Source organism: Pedobacter jeongneungensis (assembly GCF_000633455.1).
Classification (GTDB): Bacteria; Bacteroidota; Bacteroidia; order Sphingobacteriales; family Sphingobacteriaceae; genus Pedobacter; species Pedobacter jeongneungensis_A.
This window is the reverse complement of the sequence record NZ_AYMG01000001.1, coordinates 239,591-265,306: the sequence shown is the minus strand read 5'-3', so window position 1 is coordinate 265,306 and position 25,716 is coordinate 239,591. Positions and strand designations below refer to the sequence as shown.

The following is a 25,716-nucleotide window of genomic DNA, read 5'->3' as shown; positions in this document are numbered from 1 at the left end:
ACCGGGCCTTTTGCTTATTCAATGTTTACCTTGTACAGTTTGCTGTCCAGGTTTGGCCATCTTTTACAACCAGAATTTTAAGGTTGCTGGCATCAATACTAATGCCTGTTAAGCCTGAGCCTACGCTCACATAACTGTTATCGCCAGTTTTTTCAAACTTTACACCTGTAATATCAGGAATGTTGTTGCCAAAGTAAAAGTTATACGTTTCGCCAACTTTGCTCACGGTTACTTTACCATCAGAACTGTTAATAGTTGTTTCGCCATTGCGGTAAGAAACCGTTCCTTTGTAAGTACCCACGAAGAAATCTTTATCTGCTGGATCAGTATCTTTTTTACACGATACCATTACTGTTAATGCTATTAAAAGCATACTGAAAATTTGGACTGTCTTTTTCATCTCTTTCACTTTTTTGTTTTAAATAGGGTTGAATAATGTAACAGCCCTATGACAATGACTATGCCAAAGAAGGTTGTAGGCCGCATAAATCAAGGTGATTTAAGAAGTTGATTTGAATTTTAATTAACTGAAATTTAGATGTTTATATCTGTTTTATGTTTTTGTGGCTAATTTTTTTTCGGATAGGTAATAATAGGAGCAGGACAGTGTATCCTTTTTAGAATAATCGTTATTAATGGACAGGTTTTTTTAAAATTTTCCTAATTCTTTTATCCAATTCATTGGGATCGCTTTCAAATGTATCTTCAAAACTTTTTCCAATCTCGGAAGCTTTGTTATCCTTAGAAATTTTATAAATGCTGTAATTATTCGTGCCAGATAAACCGTAAGATACAACAACATGGTGTTTGCGGTTGTATTCAGGGTTTACAATGTTTTCGAAATTTTTAACTCTGATTATTTTTTTGTTTTTATGGTTTATCAAAAATAAATAATAAAAGGCGTTGCCACCCCGGCCTCCGGTTTCTGAAAAGATAACCACATCTTTAATGCCGTCTCCATTGTAGTCTTCGTAAGAAATGTTGTCATTGATCAATTTTAAATAAACTTTCTCTTTCCAGAAGATTTTATCCGTTTTTGCACTGCTTTTGCCGAAATAAACGTTGGCTTCAGTTGCTCCACCGAACGATTCTTTTCCATCAATCCCATATTGTATGGCCAGGGGGTAGCTTTTATCCTGAAATGGGTAAATGTATTGCCATGTGCCTTTTGCATCAGGCTGATGAAATATTTTCTGCGCAAACGAGTGGTTTGAAATTAATAATGAAGTAAAAAGCAAAAAAAATGATTTTTTCATGAACTGATTCTTATTGCAATAATTCATTACGAACTTCTTTAAGTAAAAGTATAATCTTCAAAGCTGCAATTTATCCTTTCTACCTATATTTACGTAAAGGCTATTGAGAATATATGATAAATACAACAACACATATAGATTATAAAGGTAAGATCCCTTTACATTTTGAAATTAAAGATTTGAAAGGAAATAAGAATGGATTTTTATCTATGACAACTTTTGTAATCTCTGAAAATATAGAGGCAATGATTACAAAATCGGTAAATGTTCTGATCGCATTTACCAATCAGGTTTTCGATGATGAATATGTGATGAATAACCAAGGATATTTTGAACTTGACGAGATCACAATAGAAGATACCGGGCAACATTCTTACGTGACTGATCACATTACGTATACATTGGCGTTTTCGTTAGAATCCCATTCTGGATTTGTTTTGGATTATCTTAGTTATAGTGTTGTATTTGATACGCAATTTACTTTAACGGCAGTAAGTAGAGGTTAAATATTACCCTGCCCAGCCGTCACGATCCAAACTGCGGTAATTGATTGATTCGGCCAGGTGTTCGAGTTCTACATTTTCGCTTCCGGCCAGATCGGCAATGGTGCGTGCCACTTTTAAAATCCTGTCGTAAGCCCGTGCTGATAAACCCAGGCTTTCCATGGCGGTTTTTAAAAGCATAATTCCATCCTCATTAATCTGGCAGACTTTGCGGACCATTTTAGGACTCATTTGTGCATTATAATGCAGTTCTGGTTTATCTGCAAAACGTTTATCCTGAATTTCCCGTGCTTTAATTACGCGATTTCTAATAACGTCGCTTTTTTCAGCATGGTCTGAAGAGGCCAAAGAAGTAAAATTAACAGGTGTAACCTCTACGTGTAAATCGATGCGGTCTAAAAGTGGACCTGAAATTTTGCTCAGGTATTTTTGCACTACGCCTGGTGCGCAAACGCAATCTTTTTCGGGGTGGTTATAAAAGCCACATGGGCAGGGGTTCATAGATGCTACCAGCATAAAACTGGCCGGATATTCTACCGAAAACCTCGCTCTTGAAATGGCAACTTTACGATCTTCCAGAGGCTGGCGCATTACTTCTAAAACGGTACGTTTAAATTCAGGCAATTCATCCAGAAACAAAACGCCGTTATGTGCCAGCGATATTTCGCCTGGCTGCGGGTTGATTCCGCCGCCAACGAGGGCCACGTCGCTAATGGTATGATGGGGCGAACGGTAAGGACGCGCGGTCATCAAAGCATCTGCTGCAGAAAGCTTTCCAGCTACAGAGTGAATTTTCGTGGTTTCGAGCGCTTCGTTTAAATTTAAGGGAGGCAAAATGGTAGGCAGGCGTTTAGCAAGCATGGTTTTTCCGGCTCCCGGCGGACCGATCAATATTACATTATGTCCTCCGGCAGCGGCAATTTCGAGTGCGCGTTTAATATTTTCCTGCCCTTTAACATCTGCAAAATCGTGTTCGTAGTTGTTAATGTTTTTTAAAAATTCTTCTTTGGTATCTACTTTAACCTCTTCTAATACTTCTGTTTTATTAAAAAAAGCCGCTACCTGTGCAAGATTTTCTACGCCATAAGCAGCTAAACCATCAACAATGGCCGCTTCGCGTACATTTTGTTTAGGCAGGATAAAGCCTTTAAAACCATCTTGTTGTGCCTGTATGGCAATGGGTAAAGCACCCTTTATAGGCTGGATACTTCCATCTAAGGAAAGTTCGCCCATAATGAAATAGTTCTCCAATTCATCATTGGGAATTTGCCCTGATGCGGCTAAAATGCCGATGGCAATGGGTAAATCATAGGATGAGCCTTCTTTTTTAATATCGGCAGGTGCCAAGTTGACCACGATTTTTTGCTTCGGCATACGCAAGCCCGAAATGTTAATGGCACTGGCCACTCGTTGCAGACTTTCTTTTACCGCATTATCTGGCAGACCTACCATGTAGTATTTGGTACCGCCACTGATATTCACTTCGATGGTTATGGTTAGTGCATTTACACCATAAACAGCACTCCCGTATGTTTTTACAAGCATTAATTTTTTATTAAATAAAAGCAGGATGTAAATTATTCGGGACGAATAGTGATTTATGCTAAGATAATAATTTTTTAGTTTATTGACTAAAATTATAGCACTTTGCGATATCCCTGACGGGCTTTTAATTAAGGAAGAAAACTGATAGCGCTATTTGATTTTGGAGTTCTAGTTAAGCTAAGCAACAAACTTGGTTAAATAAACCTGATTGTACGAATGCCGATTTTTCTATCGGCAGCAGGAAAAGCAGGACTGTAGCCCGCTATAGAATGCTGAACACTCATTTCCAAAACCTATAAACCAAAAATCCCAACCATTTCTGATTGGGATTTAAATATCTGCAATATGTTATTTTTGCTTTAAACTTTCTGCTAAAACCTATCTTCCAAACGGCATTTTAGGCATGCCTTTCATCATTGCTGCTGCGGCTGCCGGGTTAGAAAACTGCTTCATCATTTTACGCATATCTTCAAACTGTTTAATCAGCTTGGTTACTTCTTCTACCTTACTGCCCGATCCTTTTGCAATACGCAAACGGCGACTTTGTTGAATGCTATCTGGATTTTCTTTTTCGAACGGGGTCATCGAATTAATGATGGCTTCGATTGATTTAAAAGCATCATCCTGGATATCTACATTCTTCATCATTTTACCCACACCAGGAATCATGCCCATCAAATCTTTCATATTACCCATTTTCTTGATCTGCTGGATCTGGTTATAGAAATCGTTGAAGTCGAATTTATTTTTACGGATTTTTTTCTGAAGTTCTGCGGCCTCTTTCTCATCGAACTGCATCTGCGCACGTTCAACAAGTGAAACCACATCACCCATACCCAAAATACGTGATGCCATACGATCTGGATAGAAAACATCCAGTGCTTCCATTTTCTCGCCGGTACCGATAAATTTAATCGGTTTGTTTACCACCGATTTAATTGAAAGGGCTGCACCACCACGGGTATCACCATCTAATTTTGTTAGAACAACACCAGTAAAATCCAAACGGTCGTTAAATACTTTGGCTGTATTTACCGCATCCTGACCAGTCATTGAATCTACTACGAATAAAATCTCATGAGGATTGGTTTGGGCTTTCACCTCCGAAATCTCGTTCATTAACGATTCATCAATAGCCAAACGACCGGCGGTATCGATAATAATAACGTTGTTTCCGTTTTGTTTACCGTGCGCAATACCTTCAAGGGCAATACCAACAGGATCTTTCGAATCGCGGTTAGCATAAACCGATACGCCAACAGAAGTTCCCAAAACCTCTAACTGATCTACCGCTGCCGGGCGGTACATATCGCCGGCAACCAATAAAGGTTTTTTACCCTTGCCTTTTAAGTGTAATGCCAGTTTACCTGCGAAGGTAGTTTTACCCGCACCGTTTAAACCTGCAATTAATATAATGGTAGGATTTGCTTTGGTATCTAACTCGGTAACTTCGCCACCCATTAAGGCAGCAAGTTCGTCGTTCATTATTTTGGTAAGCAACTGACCCGGAGAAACTGCTGTTAGTACATTTTGTCCTAACGCTTTTTGTCTCACATCATCGGTAAATGCTTTTGCTGTTTTATAATTTACGTCGGCATCCAATAACGCTTTGCGAATTTCTTTCATGGTTTCTGCCACGTTGATTTCCGTAATGCTGCCTTGTCCTTTTAATACTTTAAATGCTCTGTCTAGCTTGTCCTGTAAATTATCAAACATAATTGGGTACAAATTTTTGTAAATGCAAAGATATTGTTTTTTTGCCTAAAAGAGAGTTTAATCGTAATTAAACGGCAATTTTAAGGTCTGATTATTAAAAATATAGCCATTTAAAAATTAAATGTAATGCAAAAGTTACATTAATACTAATCGATTAGTATTGCTATTAATAAATTAGTAGTATGTTTGTTTATCAATTTTTACAACATGATCAAACTAGCAAAAAGAGAAGAACAAATTATGCAAGTGTTTTGGGACGTAGAGAAGGGCTTTATCAGGGATATTATCCCTTTGCTGCCCGAACCTAAGCCTCATTACAACAGTGTAGCTACGATGGTGAAAATTTTAGAGGAAAAAGGATTTTTGGGTCATGATGTAATTGGCAATATGTTCTGTTATTTCCCGGTTATTGGACGGGAAGAATACCAAAAGCACGCGTTAAAGGATGTTGTAAGCCAATACTTCGACAATTCTTATCCGCGTATGCTGGCTTTTTTTGCTAAAGAACAAAATTTATCAGAAGACGAATTAACTGAAATTGTTAACCTCATTAAAACAAAGAAACCATGATGTTCTACGTGTTGAGTGTGGCCCTGATTTTAACAGGTTGCCTGGTATTTTATAAGCTCCTGTTGCAAAATGAAACCTTTTTTCCTTTAAACAGATACGTATTGCTGGTTTGTTTGGTATTGTCTTTTAGCCTGCCTTTAATGCCGGTGCCAGCACAATTTTCATTCAGAAAAGCAAATGTAGAGGCACCAATTATTATTAATGAACCTGCGGCACCTGCGGTAGGCATACCTCAGCAAAAGTCGACGGTAAAGGCTACAACCAGCACGGAAAACAATGAGAAGGGTTCTTACTTTAAAGATATTTCTATCCTAAAGCTGGTTTTATGGGCTTATTGGCTTGGGGTAGCCGTATTTGCGATCAATTTTGTTTTTCAGCTTTTTGTTTTGCTCTATCGTGCTTATTCTCGACCTGTAATTATTGATGGCCGTTTCAGAATTGTTGAACTGGCAGGTAATCAGGCACCCTGCTCGTTTGCCAATAACATTTTTATCAATCCCGAAAAGTATGATTGGGATACCTACAACCAAATTATCCTGCACGAAAAAATCCATATCCAGCAAGGGCATAGCTATGATATTTTGATCGCCGAACTGGCCTTGGTTTTTCAGTGGTTTAATCCCTTTGCCTGGATGTACAGGAAGGCGATGGAAGACAACCTCGAGTTTTTGACGGATAATGAACTGCTGGCCAACTCTGATATAGAGCCTGCCAGCTATCAAATGAGCCTGGTAAAAGTGTCGGCCCCACATTTTCCAGCCAGTTTGACCACTAACTACAATCAATCCATCCTTAAAAAAAGATTAGTTATGATGAACGCAAAAAAATCAAACGTAAATTCTACCTGGAAATATCTCTTTATTGTGCCATTGTTTTTGGTATTTATCGCTTTCCTTAACGAGCCGATGGCTTATGGAAAAAATGATAGTCAGGTAAAAAAGAGTGAAAAATTTCAATTGATGGAGAACGATGGCACCTGGTTTGCCACCATTAATGGAGATAAAGTAAATATCCGTTTCGAATCAGACGAAGACGGCAAAAACAATAACAGCAGCCAGTCTTTTTCGATGACAGAGCTTAAAAACCTGCCAAGAGGAAGCGAAGGAACGTTCTCGGTAACCCGCGATGCCGGCACCATGAACTTTAGCGGGAAATTTGAAAACAATACCGGCATGGGGACTTACAAATTTAGTTCTAATGCAGATTTTACCAGTTTCCTTACCAAAGAAGGCATAACCAATATCAAGACAAAAGATAACCTGGTATTTTTTATGATCAATGTAAAGAGAAACTATATTGCCGGGATAAAAGCATTGGGTTACGATGGTATTTCTAAAGATAACCTGATCCCTTTGGTTGCATTGAATGTAACTCCTGAATACATTAAATCGTTAAAAACAGCCGGTTTGACAAATTTAACCCTGGGCGAGCTGATTCCGCTAAAGGCTTTAAATGTAGATGCTGATTTTGTAAAAGGCATTAAAGAATCTGGTTTTACCAAAATAACGGCCGATAAAATGATCACCCTTAAATCGCAGGGCATTACGGGAGAGTACCTGAAAAATGCAAAATCTGCCGATGAGGAAAGCCGTGCATCGAATGTACAAACAACCCCAGTAAAAGCTAAGCTGGGCAAAACTCCTCAGAAGAATACAACAGAGGATACTGATGAGGATGAAAAACTGAGCAGGTTGATTACCAGAAAAGTAATGAATATTACCCCCGATTATGCCAAAAGCTTTTCGGCTCAGGGCTTAAAAGTTTCTGAAGATAACCTGATCGCCATGAAATCCTTAGGTGTTACCGCCGATTATTATGCAGGTTTTTCTGCTCAGGGGCTGAAGGTTTCTGACGATAATTTAATTGCGATGAAATCTTTAGGGGTTACTCCCGAGTATTTTGCAAGTTTTAAAACAGCTGGCCTAACAGGTTTAAGCGCTGATCAGCTTATATCATTGAAATCTTTGAGTGTAGCTGCTTCTGATTTTAGCGAGTTTAAAAAACTGGGCTTTAAGAATTTAAGTGTAGATGATATCATCTCTGCAAAAGCCACCGGAACGTCTCCTGTATTTGTCGCTTCGATGAAGAAAAAGGGCCATAACTATAATTCTATAGAAGATTACATCAAAATGAAAGTGCTTGCGCTGGATTAGTTGAGCAACAACCCAATAAACCAAACCAACTATTTTTGGCGCCCAATCGCCAAAAATAGTTGTATCGGCCTTGTCCCTCATACACAGAAACAAAAATCCCTAATATTCTTAAAAAAAATCTGCTGCTTAATGTTAAGTGGCACCAACCTTTATTGCCTTTTTAAATCCGTTCATCGCATATCCCGCATCAGAATATAATAAACCCGGAGGTTATTTAAGTTTTGATGCAACATTTTGTTCTGTACACAGTCTTATATCCAACTAACCTAAACGAATGAAACGCTATATCCTCCCTATTTTAATATTTCTATGTACTTTCTGTAAAGCGCAGGATATTTCTAAACAGAAACATTTAGATGCAAAAAGAACGACTCAGATTCCTAAAATTGATGGTATTTTAGATGATGAATGCTGGAACAATGTGCCTGTTGCCACCGATTTTATCCAGATAAGGCCAAATCCCGGAAAAATTGAAACTCAGGATAAGCGTACCGAAATGAAGGTGATTTATGATGACGTTGCCATTTACGTTTATGCCCGCATGTACGATCATCCCGATAGCGTTTCGCACGAACTGGTTTCGAGGGATAATATTGGTAACGCGGATTTCATTTCGATTATTGTTGATCCTTTTTATGATAAAATGAACGGAAACGGATTTTTCGTTACCGCAGCAGGGGTTCAGTTTGATGCTAAATACTCGCAGGTTGGTGATGAAGACGCCAATTGGAATGCGGTGTGGGAAAGTGCGGTTAAATTAGACGATAAGGGCTGGACCTGTGAAATGAAAATCCCTTATTCGGCCCTTCGTTTCTCGGGTAAGGATATCCAGAACTGGGGACTAAACTTTAGCCGCAGGATTCAGCGAAAAAACCTTCAAACTTTTTGGAACTTTGTAGACCCTAAAGTAAGTGGTTTTATCAATCAGGAAGGACTTTGGATGGGAATAAAAGATATTAAACCGCCATTAAGGTTATCTTTTTCGCCATATATTTCGGCTTATGTAAACCATTACCCCGCTAATTTGCCAGGAGTAAAAAATACAACCTCGCGTTTTAACGGGGGTATGGACGTTAAATACGGCATTAATAACAGTTTTACCCTCGATATGACTTTGGTACCCGATTTCGGTCAGGTGCAATCGGATAACAGAATTTTGAACCTTACCCCTTTTGAGGTGAAATTTAACGAAAACCGTCAGTTTTTTACCGAAGGAACTGAGCTTTTTAACAAAGGCGATCTTTTTTATTCAAAACGGATCGGTTCCATCCCATCTTATTACGATTACAGCGGAGTGGGCAGCGATAAAATCGTAAAAGATCAAACCGAAGCCAAAGTATTAAATGCTACAAAAATTTCGGGAAGGACGGCAAAGGGCTTGGGGATCGGGATTTTTAATGCAATAACCAATAGTATGGAAACCGAGGTGGAAGATGCTCAGGGGAACGTGCGTATGGTAGAGACCCAGCCGCTAACCAATTACAACATTCTGGTTTTCGATCAATCGTTAAAAAACAATAGCTCGGCAACATTTATCAATACCAATGTGTTGAGGCAGGGTTCGGCCTACGATGCCAATGTAACGGCATTGCTGTTTAACCTGAACAATAAAGGGAACAAATACTTTGTTAATGGAGCAGGTAAAATGAGCTATTTACGGGGTAAAGAAACCAGTACAGGATATAGTTACGGGCTTAAGTTTGGCAAGCAGAGTGGTAATTTCCTCTGGAGTTATTCGCAGCAATACGCCGATGATAAATTTGACCCATCTGATTTAGGCTTTTTTACCAATAACAACTTTTTAGATCAGGTGCTGGATTTTCATTATAACATTTATAAGCCGAGCAGTTGGTATAATCAGTTTTTAAGCTACTTTAATGTTTTATACTCGAGGAGGGCTACGCCAGGTAGCTTCCAAACTTTTTCTGTAGAGGGCGGACCTTATGTTCAATTTAAAAATCTTTGGTCGGCAGAAGTAAATGGCATTTATACGGCGGCAAAAAACGATTTCTACGAATCGAGAAACGGGCAGGTATATAAAGCACCAGAAAGCTATAGCTTCGTTTTATACATTAACCCTAACCGCGCAAAAGCATATAATTTTGGCGGAAACATCCGCTACAGAGAACAGGAGCTTTTTAAAGGAAGGGAATACAATTTTTACTTTTTCCAAAACCTGCGGATAAATGATAAAATTGCTTTTGGTTTAGACCTCAATTTTAATCCTAATTACAATTATGTAAACTGGGTAACGGCACAGGGTGATAAAGCCATCTTTTCTAAATACGATCGCAGAACGGTAGAAAACTCATTTGATGCGAAATATACTTTTACCAATTTAATGGGATTTACGGTGGTATTGAGGCATTATTGGAGTGATAGAAGGAATAAGGAATATTTCCTGCTTAAACCGGATGGCAATTTAACTGATTATACCGGAGCACCGCTAAGTGGACTGGATAGAAATTATAATGTGTTTAACATCGACTTAATTTATACCTGGCAGTTTGCACCTGGCAGCACCCTTTCTGTTTCGTACAAAGATGCTGCAGAAACTTATGATACTTATTATACACAGCGTTATAATAAAAACCTGAGCGGAATTTTAAATGCCCCGCAAAATAACAGCCTTTCGGTTAAGGTTTTGTATTATGTAGATTATCTTGATCTGAAGAAAAAGAGGAAGAAGGCTTAAAAACCTTGATTTAGTGGTCATCTCCTTGCCTGGGTTAAGCCCAAGGCAAGGAAATGGAAAATATGCGCTGAGACTAAGGACTGATGACTAGGGACTTTGGACTAAACTAACGCGCTTTCCCTGGGCTTATCCCAAATTTCTTGCTAAAGGCATTGCTGAAATGTTGTACCGAAGAATACCCCAGCTCATCAGAAATATTCTTAATGTCTTTAGTATTGTCTAAAAGCAATTCTTTGGCCCTCATTAGTTTATAGTCGCTTAAATAGCCGAAAACTGTGTTTTTAAACACTTCTTTAAAGCCATGTTTCAGTTTAAATTCGTTTATACCTGCAATTTTGGCCAGTTCGGTTAAGCAGGGCGGATGATTGGCATTGGCCAGCAGGTATTCTCTTGCGTAATAGATGCGATCTTTATCGTAGGCCGATTTAATAGCCGGATTTTCTGTTTTTTTAGCAGCCTCTTCAAAAGCCTGTGCCTGTAAGGCCAAAAGTTCTAAACATTTAGATTGTAGGAATAATAGTTTTAATCCACCTGTAAAATGGCTATTCATAATATCGTTGATGCAACTGTGCATGGCCAGGCTAATCGGCAGATTTTCTGACGAAATTTCTACCGAACGGTTGTTCATAATCTTTTCGGCAAAATTCTTTAACAGCATGCTGCTTTCGCTGGTTAAATCAATAAAACGTGCCCTTTCGAAATTTACTTCAAAAAATTTATGTGGACCTCCTGTATCAAACTCTGCCATCCCGTCAAAATCAGGACTATAAATAATATTATGCTGATTTGCCTTAATATCCAGGCGTTTATTGGTGAGGTAATTTTCCATAATGCCTCCGCCAGTGAGCGCAAAGTGGAGCTCTACCATGTCAGGTTCATCAAAAGATTTAATGCGCAGGCGGCTTTGTTTCACCACCATATCGCCATAAACAATGTAAATACCTGAAAAAGCAATCTGTACGATCTCTGCATCGCCAAAAGGAAAGCTGTATTTATCCCTCCTTTCGGTTACCAATGGCTGATTAAATTGAGCAATGTCGAACTTACTTCCTACAACATAATATTTATCATCGCTATCGTAAATGTTTAAGGCCATAAAATCCTTTTGATATAAACTTTAATCCTTTTAGTATAAAAAGATCCGTTTGTTAGACAACTACTTTTGTTCAAAGTTACTAAACAAAAGAATACGATGCCTAAATTACCTTCATGGCTGGCCAACACAATGGAAAAAGTGATCAGCAATAAAATATATCAAGTAGAAGTTGTAGAAACCAAAATGTTAAGCAGCAACTTAAAGTGCGTTACTTTTAAAGGCGATTTTTTTGATGCCCGGTTTATTCCCGGAAATGAAGTATTGCTAAGGGTTAATGCAAACGAATACAGACATTACACTTTATCGGGCTTTGACGAGGCACACGAAACCTGTGAAGTGATTTTTTACCTGAACAGACAAGGTCCTGGTCATAATTTGGCCGTAAATATTCAAAAAGGAGACCATTTAAAACTGATTGTAGACCGCGCAAAGGTAAAATACAATGAAGCATCCAATCAACATTTCTTTTTTGGTGATGAAACGAGCCTTGGTTTGTACGAATCGTTGGGTAAAAAAGCACTAGACGAAGATGTAGAATATTTTGGGGTGCTGGAACTTCAGGAAGAAAACCTGAATTCAGTTGAACATCTTAAATTATTGATTGATACGGTACCATCTGACCTAGGCGCCCCTGCGAAAAATGCTATAACCTGGATGGACAATATGCACCCGCTATGTTGGGAGATGTGTCAAAATGCTACTTTTTACTTAACCGGAAGGGCAAAATCGGTACAGCAGTTTAAACGCTACCTAAAACAAAGGGGTGTAAGCTTTAGGCAGATTATTACCATGCCCTACTGGGAAATTGGTAAAGTTGGTGGTGGTTAAGGCTACCTCGGGAAGGTAAAGCCAAAACCTAAGGCCAGCGTTTGATTGGCCTGGATTTTATTGGTGCCTGTATCATCATCAAATAACAATACGCCCGTTAAACTGGTATTCATAAAACGGTTAATTTTTGCGGTTAAAGCAATATCCAGCCTGTGGTCGATTTTACTTGCTTTAAAATCCTTGTAAGGAATAAACATGGCGTATCTGGCTTTTAGGTTGGTATTGGTGAAAATATCTTTGTCAAAAGCACTTACAACCTGAAAAGCCAGTTCGTTTTTAAACTTTTTGCCTTTTTCTACTGCATATACCTCGTTTTTACTGTCGTAAACTGCAGTATCAAGTACAAAAGTTTGTCGTGCTGTACCTGTACCGATACGGGTTGAGAAATATTTAACCGGTTTGTACTCGAAACCGATTGATTCTGTTAAATAACCCGGAGCCATAAATTTTGAGATCAAAACCTGCTGTTCATCTCCATTGCCATCCCTATAATATCTGAAGCCCTTATCAAACTGAGATTCAAAACTTACCGACCCGAAAAAATACCAGCTTTTTGATAATTGAAATGAAGCCTTGTTATCCCAAAAAATACGGTCGTTGGTTTTCTTTTGCAGCTGATCTTTGTTTTTAATCTTTCCGTACTGCAAAACCACTTCGCTCACGTAGCTGTAACTGTTTTTGTTATACTCTGCTTTCCAGTTAACCAAGCCGCCAACGGCTACAGAGTTGGTACCCCCACCCTTCCAGTTATTGCTAAACTGCGCCTGGTTTACATTAATACCGATGCTGGTTTTGGTTTTCCAGTAATTAATTTTTGCATTAACCACCAAAGGTTTAATTTTTACTGGTTCAAAGTTTAACGGCCCCTGTCTGCTTGGCAGTGGACTGCGTTTCAATTTTATGTTCAGGTCTTTGGTGTTGATAGGAATAGTATCAATTTCCTGTGCATATAACTTGGTGGAGCAGAAACTTATAATCAGGATGATGGCAGCTAAACAGTTCTTCATTATTACAAAGAAAAAGAAAAATTTTAGAGATAAAAAGCATTTAACGAAATGATTGTCAGATTGACAATTGAAATTGAACAAAAAATAGCCTTATCAGATGGACTTGATCCAGCCATACCAATTGCCATTTTTGAGGTATTTAAGGTCGGTTTCATGATCGTAGGCTTCCTTTTCAAAAATAATGTTCCGATAAGCTAAATCGTGGTTTTGGTATCTGAAAAGGTTGATGAGGTAGTTGAGAAGATAGAGGATATAAAAAGGAAAAACAAGCAGTTCTAATTGCTGGCGCAGATGAATTGTTTCATGGTTAATAATCTCCGCGTCTCTTTTAAGCCTTTCAGATTTCAGCAATATAAAAGGAAATATAGCCATGCCAGCTGCCGGAAGTTTTTTAACGATGATGATTGGCACCCTCACAGCTTATCGATGGTTATTTTAGGCAATGGAGGCAATTGTAACGCTTTCGGGTTTAACCTGTAGCTTTTATAGGCATTTCTGATAAACTGATTAAAAGAATAATCAGTTGCATCAAGTACGAATTGATAGGTTGGGCGATATTGCTGCATAAAATCGGTCAGTTCATCATCCTTTATACCCAATACCTGGCGAACCAGGTTGGCATTAAAACGGTAATCGATCAAATCTTCACGGTAATCTTTTTCGAGGATTTTCTGCAGGTGACGGGCATTTCTTCCCTGGCGGCTCAACAGGTTGTAAATAGCATCAATCCCCAAACCTACCCCGCCATTGCCCAGGTTTAATAAATCTTTACTGCTGCCCTTCATAGTTTGGTAGCGGTATTCCTGTACGTTTTTTTCGTACAATTGCTGTGGTGTTAAGCGCTTCCGCTGAATCACTACATCGCGCAACCTGATTCCTAAAGTTTTAAGCTGAAAATACATGGCAGTTTGGCCCTTGAAAACCATAGTATCTACCCCATAACCCGATAAAGCGGCCACTAAAGTATCGCCAGGGATAGCAAAAGTGCTAAATTCTCCTTTTGTATTGTTGTATAAACCATCTCCGGTACGGATATTATAAATGTACACTTTGGCCAAACGCTGTTTGCTTTCTTTATCAATAACAATTCCCTGCACAGGTTTTGTTTGTGCAAAAAGCAGCTTTGAGAGGCCTAAAACGAAAATAAGGGTGAAAAAAAACTTCATCAGACTACAAAACTACAAATATCCGGCAGGCAATGTTTGTACTTAACATTATTTAACCTTAAGCACCTGGCCTAACTTAATTCCATCTGTAGTTATTCCGTTCAGCATTTTTAACTCATCGACCGTTAAATTAAAACGTTTTGAAATATTGTACAGTGTATCTCCTTTAATAACGGTATAGGTGCCATCGGCAAGAATTGGTTTTGCACCCGGAGGAGGCGTATCAACAGGTGTAAATTTGGCTTTTTCCTGTGGAATATTCTGGTTAATTTCTGTAAAAACCCTGTCCTCGCGGGCAATTTTTTGCTTTTCGCTTTCAGATTGATCGTATTGGTAAAGCTGGTATTTTTCGATGGTATTAATCAACAGATCCGGATATTTCGGATTGGTGGCATATCCAGCTGTTTTTAAGCCTTGTGCCCAGCTTTTGTAGTCGTTTTTATCCAATTGGAAAAGAAAACTGTAACGTTTGCGTTTTAAAAACTCAGAATGATCCCTGAATGATTCGCGGGCATCTTTATACACCCTGAAACAGTCGTTTTTCTGGTCGTCATCACGGAAATAATTTTTTCCTCTCCAATCTGATGTACATTTAATGCCGAAGTGGTTGTTGGCATATTTGGCTAAATCGCTGTTTCCACTGCCTGATTCTAAAATTCCCTGTGCTAAAGTAATGCTTGCCGGAATACCGTTTGCATTCATTTCTTCTACTGCTACCCCTTTAAATTCGTCGATATAACTTAGGGTGTTATAGCTTTTGTACGAATTGTTATTGGCTTTATTGGCGGCCTTTTCGATCTGTTTATTGTTTTTCGAAAACTTACGCGTACCACATGAGCTCAAAAAAATAAGGATTGCCGCTAATAAGATAAAATGATTGGATGAACGCATTGTATGGTGATGTTAATCGGTTAATTGTTTAAATTGGTTAACTGTAAAGTTCGACTTTGGACTCATGACTCAAAACTTAATCTTCTGTCCTGGTTTTAAATTTGCCTTTTTGATGCCGTTTTTCTGCATGAGTTTCTTAACCGTTGTACCTTTCTTTTTTGCAATAATACTTAAGTTATCGCCCGATTTTACAGTATAGGCCTTTGTTGTTCTTCTGCTTCTGGTGTGGTGACGGACTGGTGTGGCATAAACTGGCTCTTCATATCCTTCGGGTCTTTCGTCGTATTGATAGAGTTCATATTTTTTGATCAGGCTAATTACCTGACTGGCCCAGCTTCTACTGATTGCATAACCACAACGACGGATGCCGTAAGTCCAGCCTCTGTAGTCGTATTGATCGTATTTTGCAAAAAGGTCATTAAAAGGCTCACGCGTTTCCATAATCTCTACAAAATGACTGTAGGATTCGTCCGCATTTAAATAATCGCGGTACGAAGAACGGATTTCTGCATTATTGTTAGGCCCTTTTACACCAAAATGGTTATTGAGGTGTTGTGCAATTTTACTGTTTCCGGCACCTGATTCATGTATGGCAACAGCCAAAATAACGCTCGCCGGAATTTTATGATCATGCATTAAACCTTGTGCATATTCTACATGCTCCGCAATATATTCTTCTGTGTCTTGCGCCCTGGCGATAATTCCCGATAGGAGCAGTAAACAAAAAGTAAAAATCTTCTTAGTCATGGTTAACTGTACAAATTGTTTAATTGGTTAACTGTACGATTAACCGATTAAACAATTTAACCGATCAATCTTTTATATGCTAAACTTTATTCATTTCATTTTTGGTTAATTGCTTAACCGGCGTTGATAAATCAACTAACCGATTTAAACAGTTTCTACAATTAACCCAACTTCCTGATCACAAACAAACCATCGCGAACAGGCAATATTAATTTCTCAACCCGTTCATCTGCAGCTATTTTATCATTAAAACTAGTAATATTTCTGGTGTCTTTGTCTTGTTTCTCCTGAAGTACTTTTCCACTCCATAGTACATTATCCACAATAATAATCCCGCCAGGGCGTACACGGTCAAAAATCAGATCGTAATAAGTGCCGTTATTTTTCTTGTCGGCATCAATAAAAACGATATCGAAAACTTCGTCTAAACCAGCTATTGTTGCGGTAGCATCACCCAGGATATAATTAATCTGATTGTTATATGCTGATTTGGCAAAGTTGCTGCGCACCATGTCTTCCAGCTCCTCATTAATATCAAGGGTATAAAGCAGGCCGTCTTTGGTTAGCCCTTCTGCCAGGCATAGCGTAGCATAGCCGGTAAAAGTGCCGATTTCTAAAATCCTTTTTGGGGCAACCATTTTGCTCAGCATGCTCAAAACCCTGCCCTGGTAATGGCCGGAGAGCATCCGTGGCATCAAAACTTTAAGGTTGGTTTCGCGGTCTATTTGCTGTAGCAGTTCGCTTTCAGGCTCACAGTAGGCAATTAATAAATCTTGTAAATCGTCGTTTATCAGGCTCATTTGTTGGTTATAAACGGTTACTTTCCATAAAATATTGTAAAATGATGGTTGCGGCAATGGTATCAACCCTGTCTTTGTCTCTTCTATCCATTTTTTTTAGCCCGCTTTGCATAATGGCCTGGTGTGCCAGCTTAGAAGTAAAACGCTCATCAACCCAGTGCCTCGGGATATCGGGAAACGACTTTTTTAAAAGCGTGGCAAAACCCTTTACATGTTGTGCAGAGTCAGATGGAGAACCATCCATTTGTTTTGGATCTCCCAATACAAAAGCCTCTACCTGCTCGGTAAGCATATATTTTTTAACGTATTCGATCACATCTTTCGGATGTACCGTATCGAGGCCCGTTGCAATAATCTGCAAAGGATCGGTTACTGCAATGCCGATGCGTTTTGTTCCATAATCAAATGCGAGGATTCGCGCCATAAATGTTAAGCGTTGGGTGTTTGGCGTAAAGCGTTTACCACAGTTTAAAAAAATAAAAGCCAAAGGTAAGGTTTTTGAAATAATCGGTAAGCCTAAGAGTTAATACTTTGGTAATGTATGTGTTATTGGCTTAAAAATTGATTCGTTCCATTTTTTGGAAAGCAAAACCTGTAGTACTTAGGTATGTCCGGTCCTGCTGTATGCTTTAGCCCTCATGCTTCGGGGCTGCCGCTCCCATCAGGTTTAGTTGATACAGGCAGGTACGGTTGGGTAAAGTTGCAGAGCGTACTATTTGATATTCCGGAAGAATTACTGACTTAGTTAAATAAGCGATAGCAGGACTTTCGGAACCGAAACGCACCAGACCTTGCTTTTCAAAATATTATTGATTCAATAAGTTAATACAATTACAAGCTTTGTTTACATCAAAAGTGTGTTTCAAAAGTAAGAACGTGATGACGAATGTGTGAATCTCATATCTATTTCTTATTTTGCACCAAATGCAGTTTAAAGAAATCATAGGACAGGAAAGAGTGAAGCAACAATTGGTGCAAACGGTTAAAGAAAACCGGATTAGCCATGCACAGCTGTTTTTGTCGCCCGCTGGTTCAGGTGCTGTACCTTTGGCCATTGCCTATGCGCAATACATTAATTGTCTTAATAAAGGCGAAAATGATAGCTGTGGCGAATGTTCGAGTTGCAGAAAATACGAACGTTTGATCCATCCCGACCTGCATTTCTCCTACCCGTTTTTTGCTTCCGCAAGCGTAAAAACTGCAGTAGATGTACTGGAAGAATGGCGGGGCATGTTAATGCAGGATCCTTATTTTGATATAGACATCTGGCGCTCAAAACTCGATGCAGCCAATAAACAGGCCAATATCAACATCGCCGAATGCCACGATATTATAAAAAAACTAAGTTATAAAGCCTTTGAGGCCGAAACCAAGGTTTTAATTATGTGGTTGCCCGAATATTTGGATAAGGCTGGTAATGCTTTATTAAAATTGATCGAAGAACCACCTGCAAATACGCTGTTTATTTTAATTGCGCAAAGTCAGGACCAGATTTTAACCACTATTTTATCAAGAACACAGATTGTTAAGATCCCGAAATTATCTTCAGAAGAAGTGACCGGATTTTTATTAAACAGCAGTGGATTAAATGAAAATCAGGCCATTGATTATTCTTTTTTGGCCGATGGAAATTTAATTGAGGCAAAAGCTTTGGCTGCCGATACCCAGAGCGACAGTTCGGGTACGTTTACGGCCTGGTTAAGGATGGGTTTTGGAAATAAAGTGCCCGATCTGATCGAATTTACCGACGAGGCTGCCAAGTGGGGAAGAGAAAACCAGAAGAATTTTTTAAAATACGGTGTAAATTATTTACGCGAGTGCTGTTTGATTTTAAGCGGAGCTGAAGAATTGGTGAAATTGCCGCCCCTTACCTTCGAAACGGCAAAAAAACTCAGCACGCATGTACTTACCTTGCCTATGGCAGAGGCCATAATCGGCGAACTGGAAAAGGCACATTACCACATTGAAAGAAATGCAAACCCAAAAATTCTGTTTTTAGATGTATCTTTACAATTGGTGAAAATTATCAAGTTTAAAACGCTCCCTGCGGGGACTCAATATATATACAATTAATATGGGATGTGGAAGTTGTTCAACAGGTGGTGGTTGCACCCCTAATGGATGCAAAAGTAATGGCTCATGTGGCACCGGTGGTTGCCAAACAATGGAAGTTCACGATTGGCTGTCTAATTTGGATATGCCCTCTAATTATAAACCTTTTCAGGTTACCGAAATCAAATTTAAAGGCTCGCGTAAAGAGTTTTTCCTCAATAATGATAACATCTACCTCGAAATTGGGGAACTTGTTGCTGTTGAAGGGCCAACCGGTGGTTTTGATGTAGGGCACGTTTCGCTTACGGGCGAATTGGTCCGCATCCAGATGAAACGCCGTAAAACGGCGCTCGATCAGGTAACTAAAAAAATCTATCGTAAAGCTACAGAGGCCGATGTAGAAAAATGGAATGCTGCCAAGGGAATGGAATGGGAAACCATGCACAAAGCCCGAAAACTGGCATTGGATTTACGTTTGCAGATGAAAATAAGCGATGTGGATTATCAGGCAGATAAAACCAAAGCCACTTTCTTTTATACAGCCGATGGCCGTGTGGATTTCCGTGAGCTGATTAAAAAAATGGCAGAAAGTTTCCGTATCCGTATTGAAATGCGCCAGATCGGGATGCGCCAGGAAGCTGGCCGCTTAGGCGGAATTGGCTCTTGTGGTCGCGAATTATGCTGCTCTACCTGGTTAACCAATTTTAAAACGGTTTCTACAGCTGCGGCCCGTTATCAAAACTTATCATTAAATACCTTAAAGCTTGCCGGTCAGTGTGGCAAATTAAAATGCTGCTTAAACTACGAGCTGGATACCTATCTGGATGCTTTAAAAGATATTCCCGATAGAATAGAAAATCTTGATACTGAGGCTGGTTATGCCCGTCACCAGAAAACCGATATTTTCAAAAAAATCATGTGGTTTAGTTACCAGGGCGATGAAAACTGGATTCCGGTTAAAGCTGCCCGTGTAAAAGAGATCATGGCGATGAACAAGGCAGGCAAAAAAGCTCCTAACTTAAAAGAAGAAGCCGTTCAGATTGCAGCACCGGTTGTGGTAGAAAAATCGTTCGATTACGAAAATGTAGTTGGTCAGGATAGTTTAACCCGTTTAGATGAACGTTCGCGCGGTAAAAGCAACCAGAACAGGAACAACAACCAGAAAAATAACCGAAGCAATAGCCAAAATAAAAGGGAAAGAGTTCCTGCCGGAGAAAAAAATGCAGGGCCTAATAATAAACCACAGCAGCCTCAACAGGGTGTACAAAAAGCTCAGCAAGGTGGAAAACAACAGCCTAACGGACCAAAACCACAACAAAATGCTGGTCAGAAGCCTCAACAAACCGTACCGAAACCTCAGCATGTTAACGGCCCAAAGCCTCAAAATAACAAACCAAAGCAGCAACCGCAAGCACAAAAACCTGTTGTAAATGTAGAAGGAAGTGCTGCTGCAGAAGGCGCTAAGCCAGAGCAAAGCAAAAACAAGAACAGAAATAACCGTAGGAAAAACAATAACCGCCGAAACAATAATAATGGCTCAGAAAATAAACCTGCTGCTGAATAAAAGACAAGTATTTTTGCTTGCTTTTTTATTGATCACTTCGCTTTTTGTTGGCTGTACGACCAGTGTAATTGATAGTAATATTGAAATTGCCGATCGCAGGTGGACCTACCGTAATCATATTTCAACGCCGTTTGAGATTAAGGATAATACCAGGGCCTACAATATTTATTTTAAGCTTAGGCATACTGCTGATTATAAATATGCCAATATTTTTATCCTTGCTCATTTCAAAGACGGCAAAAAGATGGTAACAAGGCGTTATCAATATAAACTGGCTAAAAATGACGGCGAATGGTTAGGAAGCGGCTCTGGAAATGTATTTAGTTACACCCTGCCTATGCTTACCAATTATCATTTTCCACGAAATGGTAAATTTGAGATCGAAATTGAGCAGAATATGCGCGATAATCCGCTTTTGGAAGTAAGTGATGTTGGTGTTTTGGTTGATTTAGCTCAATAAATATTTATTTCCTTGAATGGGGGTTAATTTTCACAATATTTAGATCTTTTGTCTTTAGTTATCTACAGAAAAGGTATATTGTTTTAGTATTTTATTCTTTATCAGTGAGTTGCTGTTTAAAACTTTGTAATAAAATTGTTATTATTGTTTATAAACCTATGAACTATGATAAAAATATTATTCAAAAACTCCCTAATCCTCCTCTTACTGTTTGTTTCTAATCATCTGCTTGCCCAGGGCTTAAAGGGTAAGGTTACGGATTCTGCAGGATTAGCTATTCCGGGTGCTACTGTTCAGGTAGTTGGATCAAAAGTTGGTACATCTTCCGATGGAAATGGCCTTTATGCCTTAAAGTTCCCGGCAGCGGGTGCTTACAAAATCCGGATTTCATTTACGGGTTATCAAACAGCTGAAGTCGCTGTTCAGATCGATAATACTGTAAAAACGATGGATTTTGCATTGCAGGATACAAAGGAATTATTAAGTGATGTAGTTGTGGTGGGATCAAGGTCAGCGCCAAGAACAAACATCGAAAGTGTTGTCCCCGTGGATCTGATTTCTACAAAAGACGTTAAGGTATTTGCCCAAACAGATTTAACACAAATTTTGAATTTCGTGGCGCCATCCTTTAGCTCAAACCGGCAAACGGTTTCTGATGGAACCGATCACATCGATCCTGCATCCTTACGTGGCCTGGGGCCTGATCAGGTTTTGGTGCTGGTAAATGGCAAACGCAGGCATACCACCGCATTGGTAAACATTAACGGTACTTTCGGACGTGGTTCTGTTGGTACAGATTTAAACTCCATTCCGGTTTCGGCAATTGAACGGATTGAGGTTTTACGTGACGGTGCTGCGGCACAATATGGCTCGGATGCCATTGCCGGAGTAATCAACATTGTATTAAAAAAGGTAACTCCATATAGTTTCTCTAGTTCCTTTGGTCAATCTTCATCAAGTGCTTTAGGTCGCGATTTTAGTGATGGCAGAACTTTTCAGGTTGATTTTAGCAAGGGCTGGGCATTTAAAAATGATAAAGGTTTCATCAATTTTGCAGCACAGTATCTTCAACGCGGATATACCAACCGTGGCGGTTTAGATACCCGGCCATTATTGTATTCTGCAAGCCCAACCAAAGGCCCGACAGAAACCGAAGCTGCTTTTCAGGCCCGTTTTGCCAGTTTAAAAGCGGCTGATGATGCAAGGGCGGCTGCAAATGGTTTAGACAGAAATAATATGCGCGTGGGTAATTCTGATTCTAAAAACGGCGGTGGATTCTTAAACGGACAGTTTAATTTTGGAAAAACTACTCAATTATATTATGCAGCAGGCTTTACGCATAAAACGGGTAGTGCAGCCGGTTTTTATCGCTTGCCAACACAAACCACGCAAATAGATTTATCCATCTATCCTAACGGATTTTTACCTTTTATCGATACAAAGATCAATGATTATTCATTTTCTGCAGGTTTAAGAGGTAAAATAGGTACATGGGACTATGACCTTAGCAATACCAGTGGAGAAAATACAATAGCATTTAATATTAATAATACGGTTAATGCTTCTTTGCCAACAGGAACAAGTCCTACTTCGTTTTACGCAGGAGAATTGCTATTCAGACAAAATACCAGTAACCTCGATATAAACAAAAAGCACACTTTTGAGGGTGGATTTTTAACTTCATTGAATACTGCCTTTGGCGGAGAGTTCAGGATAGATAATTACCAGATCAAAGAAGGCGAGCTTTTATCCTATTCAAATGGAGGAAGATTGATCGGGACATCCCCTACCGCATCTGGCGCACAGGTATTCCCTGGATTTAAGCCGAGTAATGCTTTGGATAAATCGAGACACAACGTAGGCGCTTATGCCGATTTTGAAGCTGAATTTGGGAAAAGGATAACCTTAGAAGCCGCAGGCAGATATGAAAACTACAGCGATTTCGGTTCAAACTTCTCTTATAAATTCACAGGTAAGGTTAAACTTTTTGGAGATGTTTCCATCCGTGGGGCTTATGCCACTGGGTTTAGGGCACCATCTTTACACCAACAGTATTTTAATAATGAGAGTACACAATTTGTAGGAACCAACGCTACTCAGGTTTTAACGGTAAATAATGCGAACCCAATTGTTGCCCAATTTGGTGTTGGAGCATTAAAACCAGAAATTTCTAAATCTGGAAGTTTAGGTTTGGCCGGTAAAATTGCAAAAACTTTTACTTTCACCATTGATGCTTATAACATCGATATCAGCGACCGGATTGTTTTTTCCAGTCAGTATGCCCGCGAACGCTCTGGCGGTGTTTTGGTACCAACCGGCGTAGTGAACCAGATATTAAATACAGTAGATCCATTGGCGCAGATTAATAGTGTACAGTTTTTCACTAACGCCATTACTACGAATACCGCAGGAATCGACGTGGTTTTAACCAATAGATTTAACCTTGGTGCAAAAAGTAGTTTAATTTTAAGTGTTGCCGGTAATGTGAACAAAACTGTGGTTAGAAGTATCCAGGGGTCTGATAAAATTGAAAGCGACGCATCGTTAAAAGCTAAATTATTCGATCGTTTGGAACGCTCACGTTTCGAAAGCTCTGTACCTAAAAACAAGTTGAATATCACCGCAACGTATAATGTAAATAAATTATCGCTTGTTGCCAGAACGGTTCGTTTTGGAGAGGTTACTTACTTAAATGCCATCGATCCAAACCTTCCTGCCAATGGTTTGCCAACGCAGTTGGATCAAACTTTTGCTCCGAAATGGGTAACTGATTTCTCTGTAAGTTATGCAGCAAGCAAAACCTGGTCTGTAACCGTAGGCGCGAATAATATTTTCGATGTTTATCCCGATAAATTATACATTGATCCCCGGAATAATGAAAACAACCTCAGCGGTGTTTCTACCAGTAATTATTCAGGCGGATTAGACAATACTTCTAATGGGAGGTTCTTGTACCCAAGGGCTGTTAGTCAGTTTGGTTTTAGTGGCAGGTATGTATATGGCAAAATTGCCTGTACATTTTAAGGATATTGAGTTGAGCAGCTGTCTCAAAGAATTTTAATATCGATTTATCGTCATTCCCGGAAGCCAAAGAAGATAAAGGAGTTGTGATGAAAGGTCGGGAGGATCGTCATTTCGACCGCAGTGGAGAAATCTTTAAACATAGTTCAAAGATCTCTCCATTTCGCTGCGCTACAGTCGAGATGACGACCATTCTGTTAAAATCTGTCTTTGGTAGACTGTCGAAGAAAATATTTTTACTTCAATTATTGAAAGGTCTTTGACAGACAGCCTATATGTTTAAACTAATGGTAATGCTCTAAGAGATTTAAACTACAAATACTGCAGCAAACTTTCCAGTTTCATTCCTCGTGATCCTTTTAATAATACTAAATGATCTTGAATCAGATTTTCCTGTAAATATGTGGCTGCTTCGGTTGGGGTTTCGAAAAATGTACCTTTAAAATTGTCTTTAAATGTATAAAAATCCTTCCCGATAAAAATGAGCTGATCTAAACCACTTTCAGTGGCTTGTTTCGCAATGAGTTCGTGCTGGCCAAGAGATTCAGGACCTAATTCGAACATATCGCCCAAAATAGCGGCCTTTTTATTGGCCGATAACACCGCAATGTTCTTCAGCGCAGCTGTCATGCTGCTGGGGTTGGCATTATAGAAATCGCAGATTACCGTGTTTTTTTCTGTTTGGGTTAACTGCGAACGGTTGTTTTTGGGCTGATAGTTTGATAAACCTGCATTAATTTCATCAGGGCTCATATCAAAGAAATCGCCTATACAGATAGCCGCAAGAATGTTTTCGAAATTATAACTGCCTGTTAAATTGGTTTTTACCGCTGATGAAACCTCATGATTGGTCCAGTCTACTTCGATAAAAGGATCGCTGCTTTTTAGTTCCCCTTTAATAGTGTTGCCGTTTTCTGTTCCATAATAAATCAGTTTATTTAATCCGGCAACAGCACTCATTTCGAGTAAATTATTGTTATCTCTATTAATAAAAGTGTAACCATTGGTTTGTTTGAGGTAAGCGTAAAGTTCTGCTTTGCCTTTTTTTACCCCTTCAAATCCGCCAAAACCATCTAAATGGGCCATACCCACATTGGTAATAATGCCATGTGTAGGTTGTGCAATGGTGCAAAGGAGTTCTATTTCTTTTTGGTGGTTGGCGCCCATTTCAATTACCGCAATCTGCACATCATCTGTGATGGATAAAATTGATAATGGAACACCAATGTGATTATTTAAGTTACCAAAGGTGGCAAAAGTTTTATAACGTTCAGCCAGAACAGCGTTTACCAGTTCTTTACTGGTGGTTTTACCATTGCTACCTGTTAAACCAATAACCGGGATATTTAATTGTTTACGGTGATGGCGTGCCAGATCCTGTAAAGTATTTAACACATCTTCTACTAGTATACATTTCTCATGTTGGGCATATTTTTCTTCATCGATTACAGCATAAGCTGCCCCTTTTTCGATTGCCTGGACAGCAAATTCATTGGCGTTGAAAAGATCTCCTTTAAGCGCAAAAAAGATACAACCTGGGCTAATGTTTCTTGTATCGGTAGAAATTACAGGGTTTTCCAGGTAGTAATCGTATAATTTTTCGGTTGTAATCATGCTTATCGTAAAAAATATGATGTAAAATTAAG

22 protein-coding genes are annotated in these 25,716 nt (G+C 39.2%); 9 read left to right on the top strand and 13 right to left on the bottom strand.

Annotated features, from left to right (window positions below; translation table 11 throughout):
- Positions 1–25 precede the first annotated feature (25 nt).
- Both U859_RS0101145 and U859_RS0101140 read right to left on the bottom strand, forming a co-directional pair.
- The gene (locus U859_RS0101145) at positions 26–400 is read right to left on the bottom strand and encodes a hypothetical protein (protein ID WP_025141610.1); all 375 of its coding nucleotides are present in this window, start codon (positions 398–400) and stop codon (positions 26–28) included.
- Positions 401–632: 232 nt separating this feature from the next.
- Entirely contained in the window at positions 633–1,256 is a 624-nt protein-coding gene (locus tag U859_RS0101140; protein ID WP_025141609.1) for an XAC2610-related protein, read from the bottom strand.
- A gap of 113 nt (positions 1,257–1,369) precedes the next feature.
- Here U859_RS0101140 and U859_RS0101135 point away from each other — a divergent pair, with 113 nt between their 5' ends.
- Positions 1,370–1,762 carry a hypothetical protein gene (locus tag U859_RS0101135; protein WP_025141608.1) on the top strand — a complete coding sequence of 131 codons (393 nt, stop codon included), beginning with the start codon at positions 1,370–1,372 and terminating at the stop codon, positions 1,760–1,762.
- 3 nt (positions 1,763–1,765) lie between these two features.
- On the opposite strand, the gene U859_RS0101130 is transcribed toward U859_RS0101135, so the two are convergent.
- Positions 1,766–3,304, bottom strand: a complete 1,539-nt coding sequence (locus U859_RS0101130; protein WP_025141607.1) for a YifB family Mg chelatase-like AAA ATPase — start codon at positions 3,302–3,304, stop codon at positions 1,766–1,768.
- Between the two features lie 378 nt (positions 3,305–3,682).
- Entirely contained in the window at positions 3,683–5,020 is a 1,338-nt protein-coding gene (ffh, locus tag U859_RS0101125; protein WP_025141606.1) for a signal recognition particle protein, read from the bottom strand.
- Between the two features lie 207 nt (positions 5,021–5,227).
- On the opposite strand from ffh, the gene U859_RS0101120 reads away from it, so the two are divergent.
- The 3 genes from U859_RS0101120 to U859_RS0101110 all read left to right on the top strand — a co-directional run bounded on the left by U859_RS0101120 (position 5,228) and on the right by U859_RS0101110 (position 10,438).
- A complete protein-coding gene (locus tag U859_RS0101120) occupies positions 5,228–5,590 on the top strand; it encodes a BlaI/MecI/CopY family transcriptional regulator (RefSeq protein WP_025141605.1) in 363 nt (120 codons plus the stop codon).
- Complete coding sequence (locus U859_RS0101115; protein WP_029985338.1) at positions 5,587–7,743, top strand: M56 family metallopeptidase; 2,157 nt, start codon at positions 5,587–5,589, stop codon at positions 7,741–7,743. The genes U859_RS0101120 and U859_RS0101115 overlap by 4 nt, the downstream gene beginning before the upstream one ends.
- A 274-nt stretch (positions 7,744–8,017) precedes the next feature.
- The gene (locus tag U859_RS0101110) at positions 8,018–10,438 is read left to right on the top strand and encodes a DUF5916 domain-containing protein (protein WP_025141603.1); all 2,421 of its coding nucleotides are present in this window, start codon (positions 8,018–8,020) and stop codon (positions 10,436–10,438) included.
- 106 nt (positions 10,439–10,544) lie between these two features.
- On the opposite strand, the gene U859_RS0101105 is transcribed toward U859_RS0101110, so the two are convergent.
- Positions 10,545–11,534, bottom strand: a complete 990-nt coding sequence (locus U859_RS0101105) for a helix-turn-helix domain-containing protein (RefSeq protein ID WP_025141602.1) — start codon at positions 11,532–11,534, stop codon at positions 10,545–10,547.
- A 96-nt stretch (positions 11,535–11,630) separates the two neighbouring features.
- On the opposite strand from U859_RS0101105, the gene U859_RS0101100 reads away from it, so the two are divergent.
- Positions 11,631–12,362, top strand: coding sequence for a hypothetical protein (locus U859_RS0101100; RefSeq protein ID WP_025141601.1), 732 nt, complete (start codon positions 11,631–11,633; stop codon positions 12,360–12,362).
- A 2-nt stretch (positions 12,363–12,364) separates the two neighbouring features.
- On the opposite strand, the gene U859_RS0101095 is transcribed toward U859_RS0101100, so the two are convergent.
- The 7 genes from U859_RS0101095 to ruvX all read right to left on the bottom strand — a co-directional run bounded on the left by U859_RS0101095 (position 12,365) and on the right by ruvX (position 17,397).
- Positions 12,365–13,369: a DUF3078 domain-containing protein gene (locus U859_RS0101095; protein WP_025141600.1), complete on the bottom strand. Its 1,005-nt coding sequence runs from the start codon at positions 13,367–13,369 to the stop codon at positions 12,365–12,367.
- Positions 13,370–13,462: 93 nt separating this feature from the next.
- The gene (locus U859_RS0101090) at positions 13,463–13,780 is read right to left on the bottom strand and encodes a hypothetical protein (protein ID WP_025141599.1); all 318 of its coding nucleotides are present in this window, start codon (positions 13,778–13,780) and stop codon (positions 13,463–13,465) included.
- Between the two features lie 2 nt (positions 13,781–13,782).
- Entirely contained in the window at positions 13,783–14,535 is a 753-nt protein-coding gene (locus U859_RS0101085; RefSeq protein WP_025141598.1) for a hypothetical protein, read from the bottom strand.
- A 48-nt stretch (positions 14,536–14,583) separates the two neighbouring features.
- Positions 14,584–15,426 carry a glucosaminidase domain-containing protein gene (locus U859_RS0101080; RefSeq protein ID WP_025141597.1) on the bottom strand — a complete coding sequence of 281 codons (843 nt, stop codon included), beginning with the start codon at positions 15,424–15,426 and terminating at the stop codon, positions 14,584–14,586.
- Between the two features lie 69 nt (positions 15,427–15,495).
- Positions 15,496–16,173, bottom strand: a complete 678-nt coding sequence (locus U859_RS0101075; RefSeq protein ID WP_025141596.1) for a glucosaminidase domain-containing protein — start codon at positions 16,171–16,173, stop codon at positions 15,496–15,498.
- Between the two features lie 161 nt (positions 16,174–16,334).
- Positions 16,335–16,973, bottom strand: coding sequence for an O-methyltransferase (locus tag U859_RS0101070; protein WP_025141595.1), 639 nt, complete (start codon positions 16,971–16,973; stop codon positions 16,335–16,337).
- A 7-nt stretch (positions 16,974–16,980) separates the two neighbouring features.
- Positions 16,981–17,397, bottom strand: a complete 417-nt coding sequence (ruvX, locus tag U859_RS0101065) for a Holliday junction resolvase RuvX (RefSeq protein WP_025141594.1) — start codon at positions 17,395–17,397, stop codon at positions 16,981–16,983.
- 500 nt (positions 17,398–17,897) lie between these two features.
- On the opposite strand from ruvX, the gene U859_RS0101055 reads away from it, so the two are divergent.
- From U859_RS0101055 to U859_RS0101040, 4 genes are all read left to right on the top strand, one after another.
- Positions 17,898–19,046 (top strand): ATP-binding protein, encoded by a 1,149-nt coding sequence (locus U859_RS0101055; protein WP_025141593.1) that lies wholly within the window; start codon positions 17,898–17,900, stop codon positions 19,044–19,046.
- A 1-nt stretch (position 19,047) separates the two neighbouring features.
- Complete coding sequence (ricT, locus tag U859_RS0101050; RefSeq protein ID WP_025141592.1) at positions 19,048–20,589, top strand: stage 0 sporulation family protein; 1,542 nt, start codon at positions 19,048–19,050, stop codon at positions 20,587–20,589.
- The gene (locus U859_RS0101045) at positions 20,558–21,049 is read left to right on the top strand and encodes a gliding motility lipoprotein GldH (RefSeq protein WP_037505112.1); all 492 of its coding nucleotides are present in this window, start codon (positions 20,558–20,560) and stop codon (positions 21,047–21,049) included. The genes ricT and U859_RS0101045 overlap by 32 nt, the downstream gene beginning before the upstream one ends.
- Positions 21,050–21,214: 165 nt before the next feature.
- Positions 21,215–24,073, top strand: coding sequence for a TonB-dependent receptor (locus U859_RS0101040; protein ID WP_025141590.1), 2,859 nt, complete (start codon positions 21,215–21,217; stop codon positions 24,071–24,073).
- Between the two features lie 309 nt (positions 24,074–24,382).
- On the opposite strand, the gene U859_RS0101035 is transcribed toward U859_RS0101040, so the two are convergent.
- The gene (locus tag U859_RS0101035; protein ID WP_029985334.1) at positions 24,383–25,684 is read right to left on the bottom strand and encodes a UDP-N-acetylmuramoyl-tripeptide--D-alanyl-D-alanine ligase; all 1,302 of its coding nucleotides are present in this window, start codon (positions 25,682–25,684) and stop codon (positions 24,383–24,385) included.
- Positions 25,685–25,716: the final 32 nt, after the last annotated feature.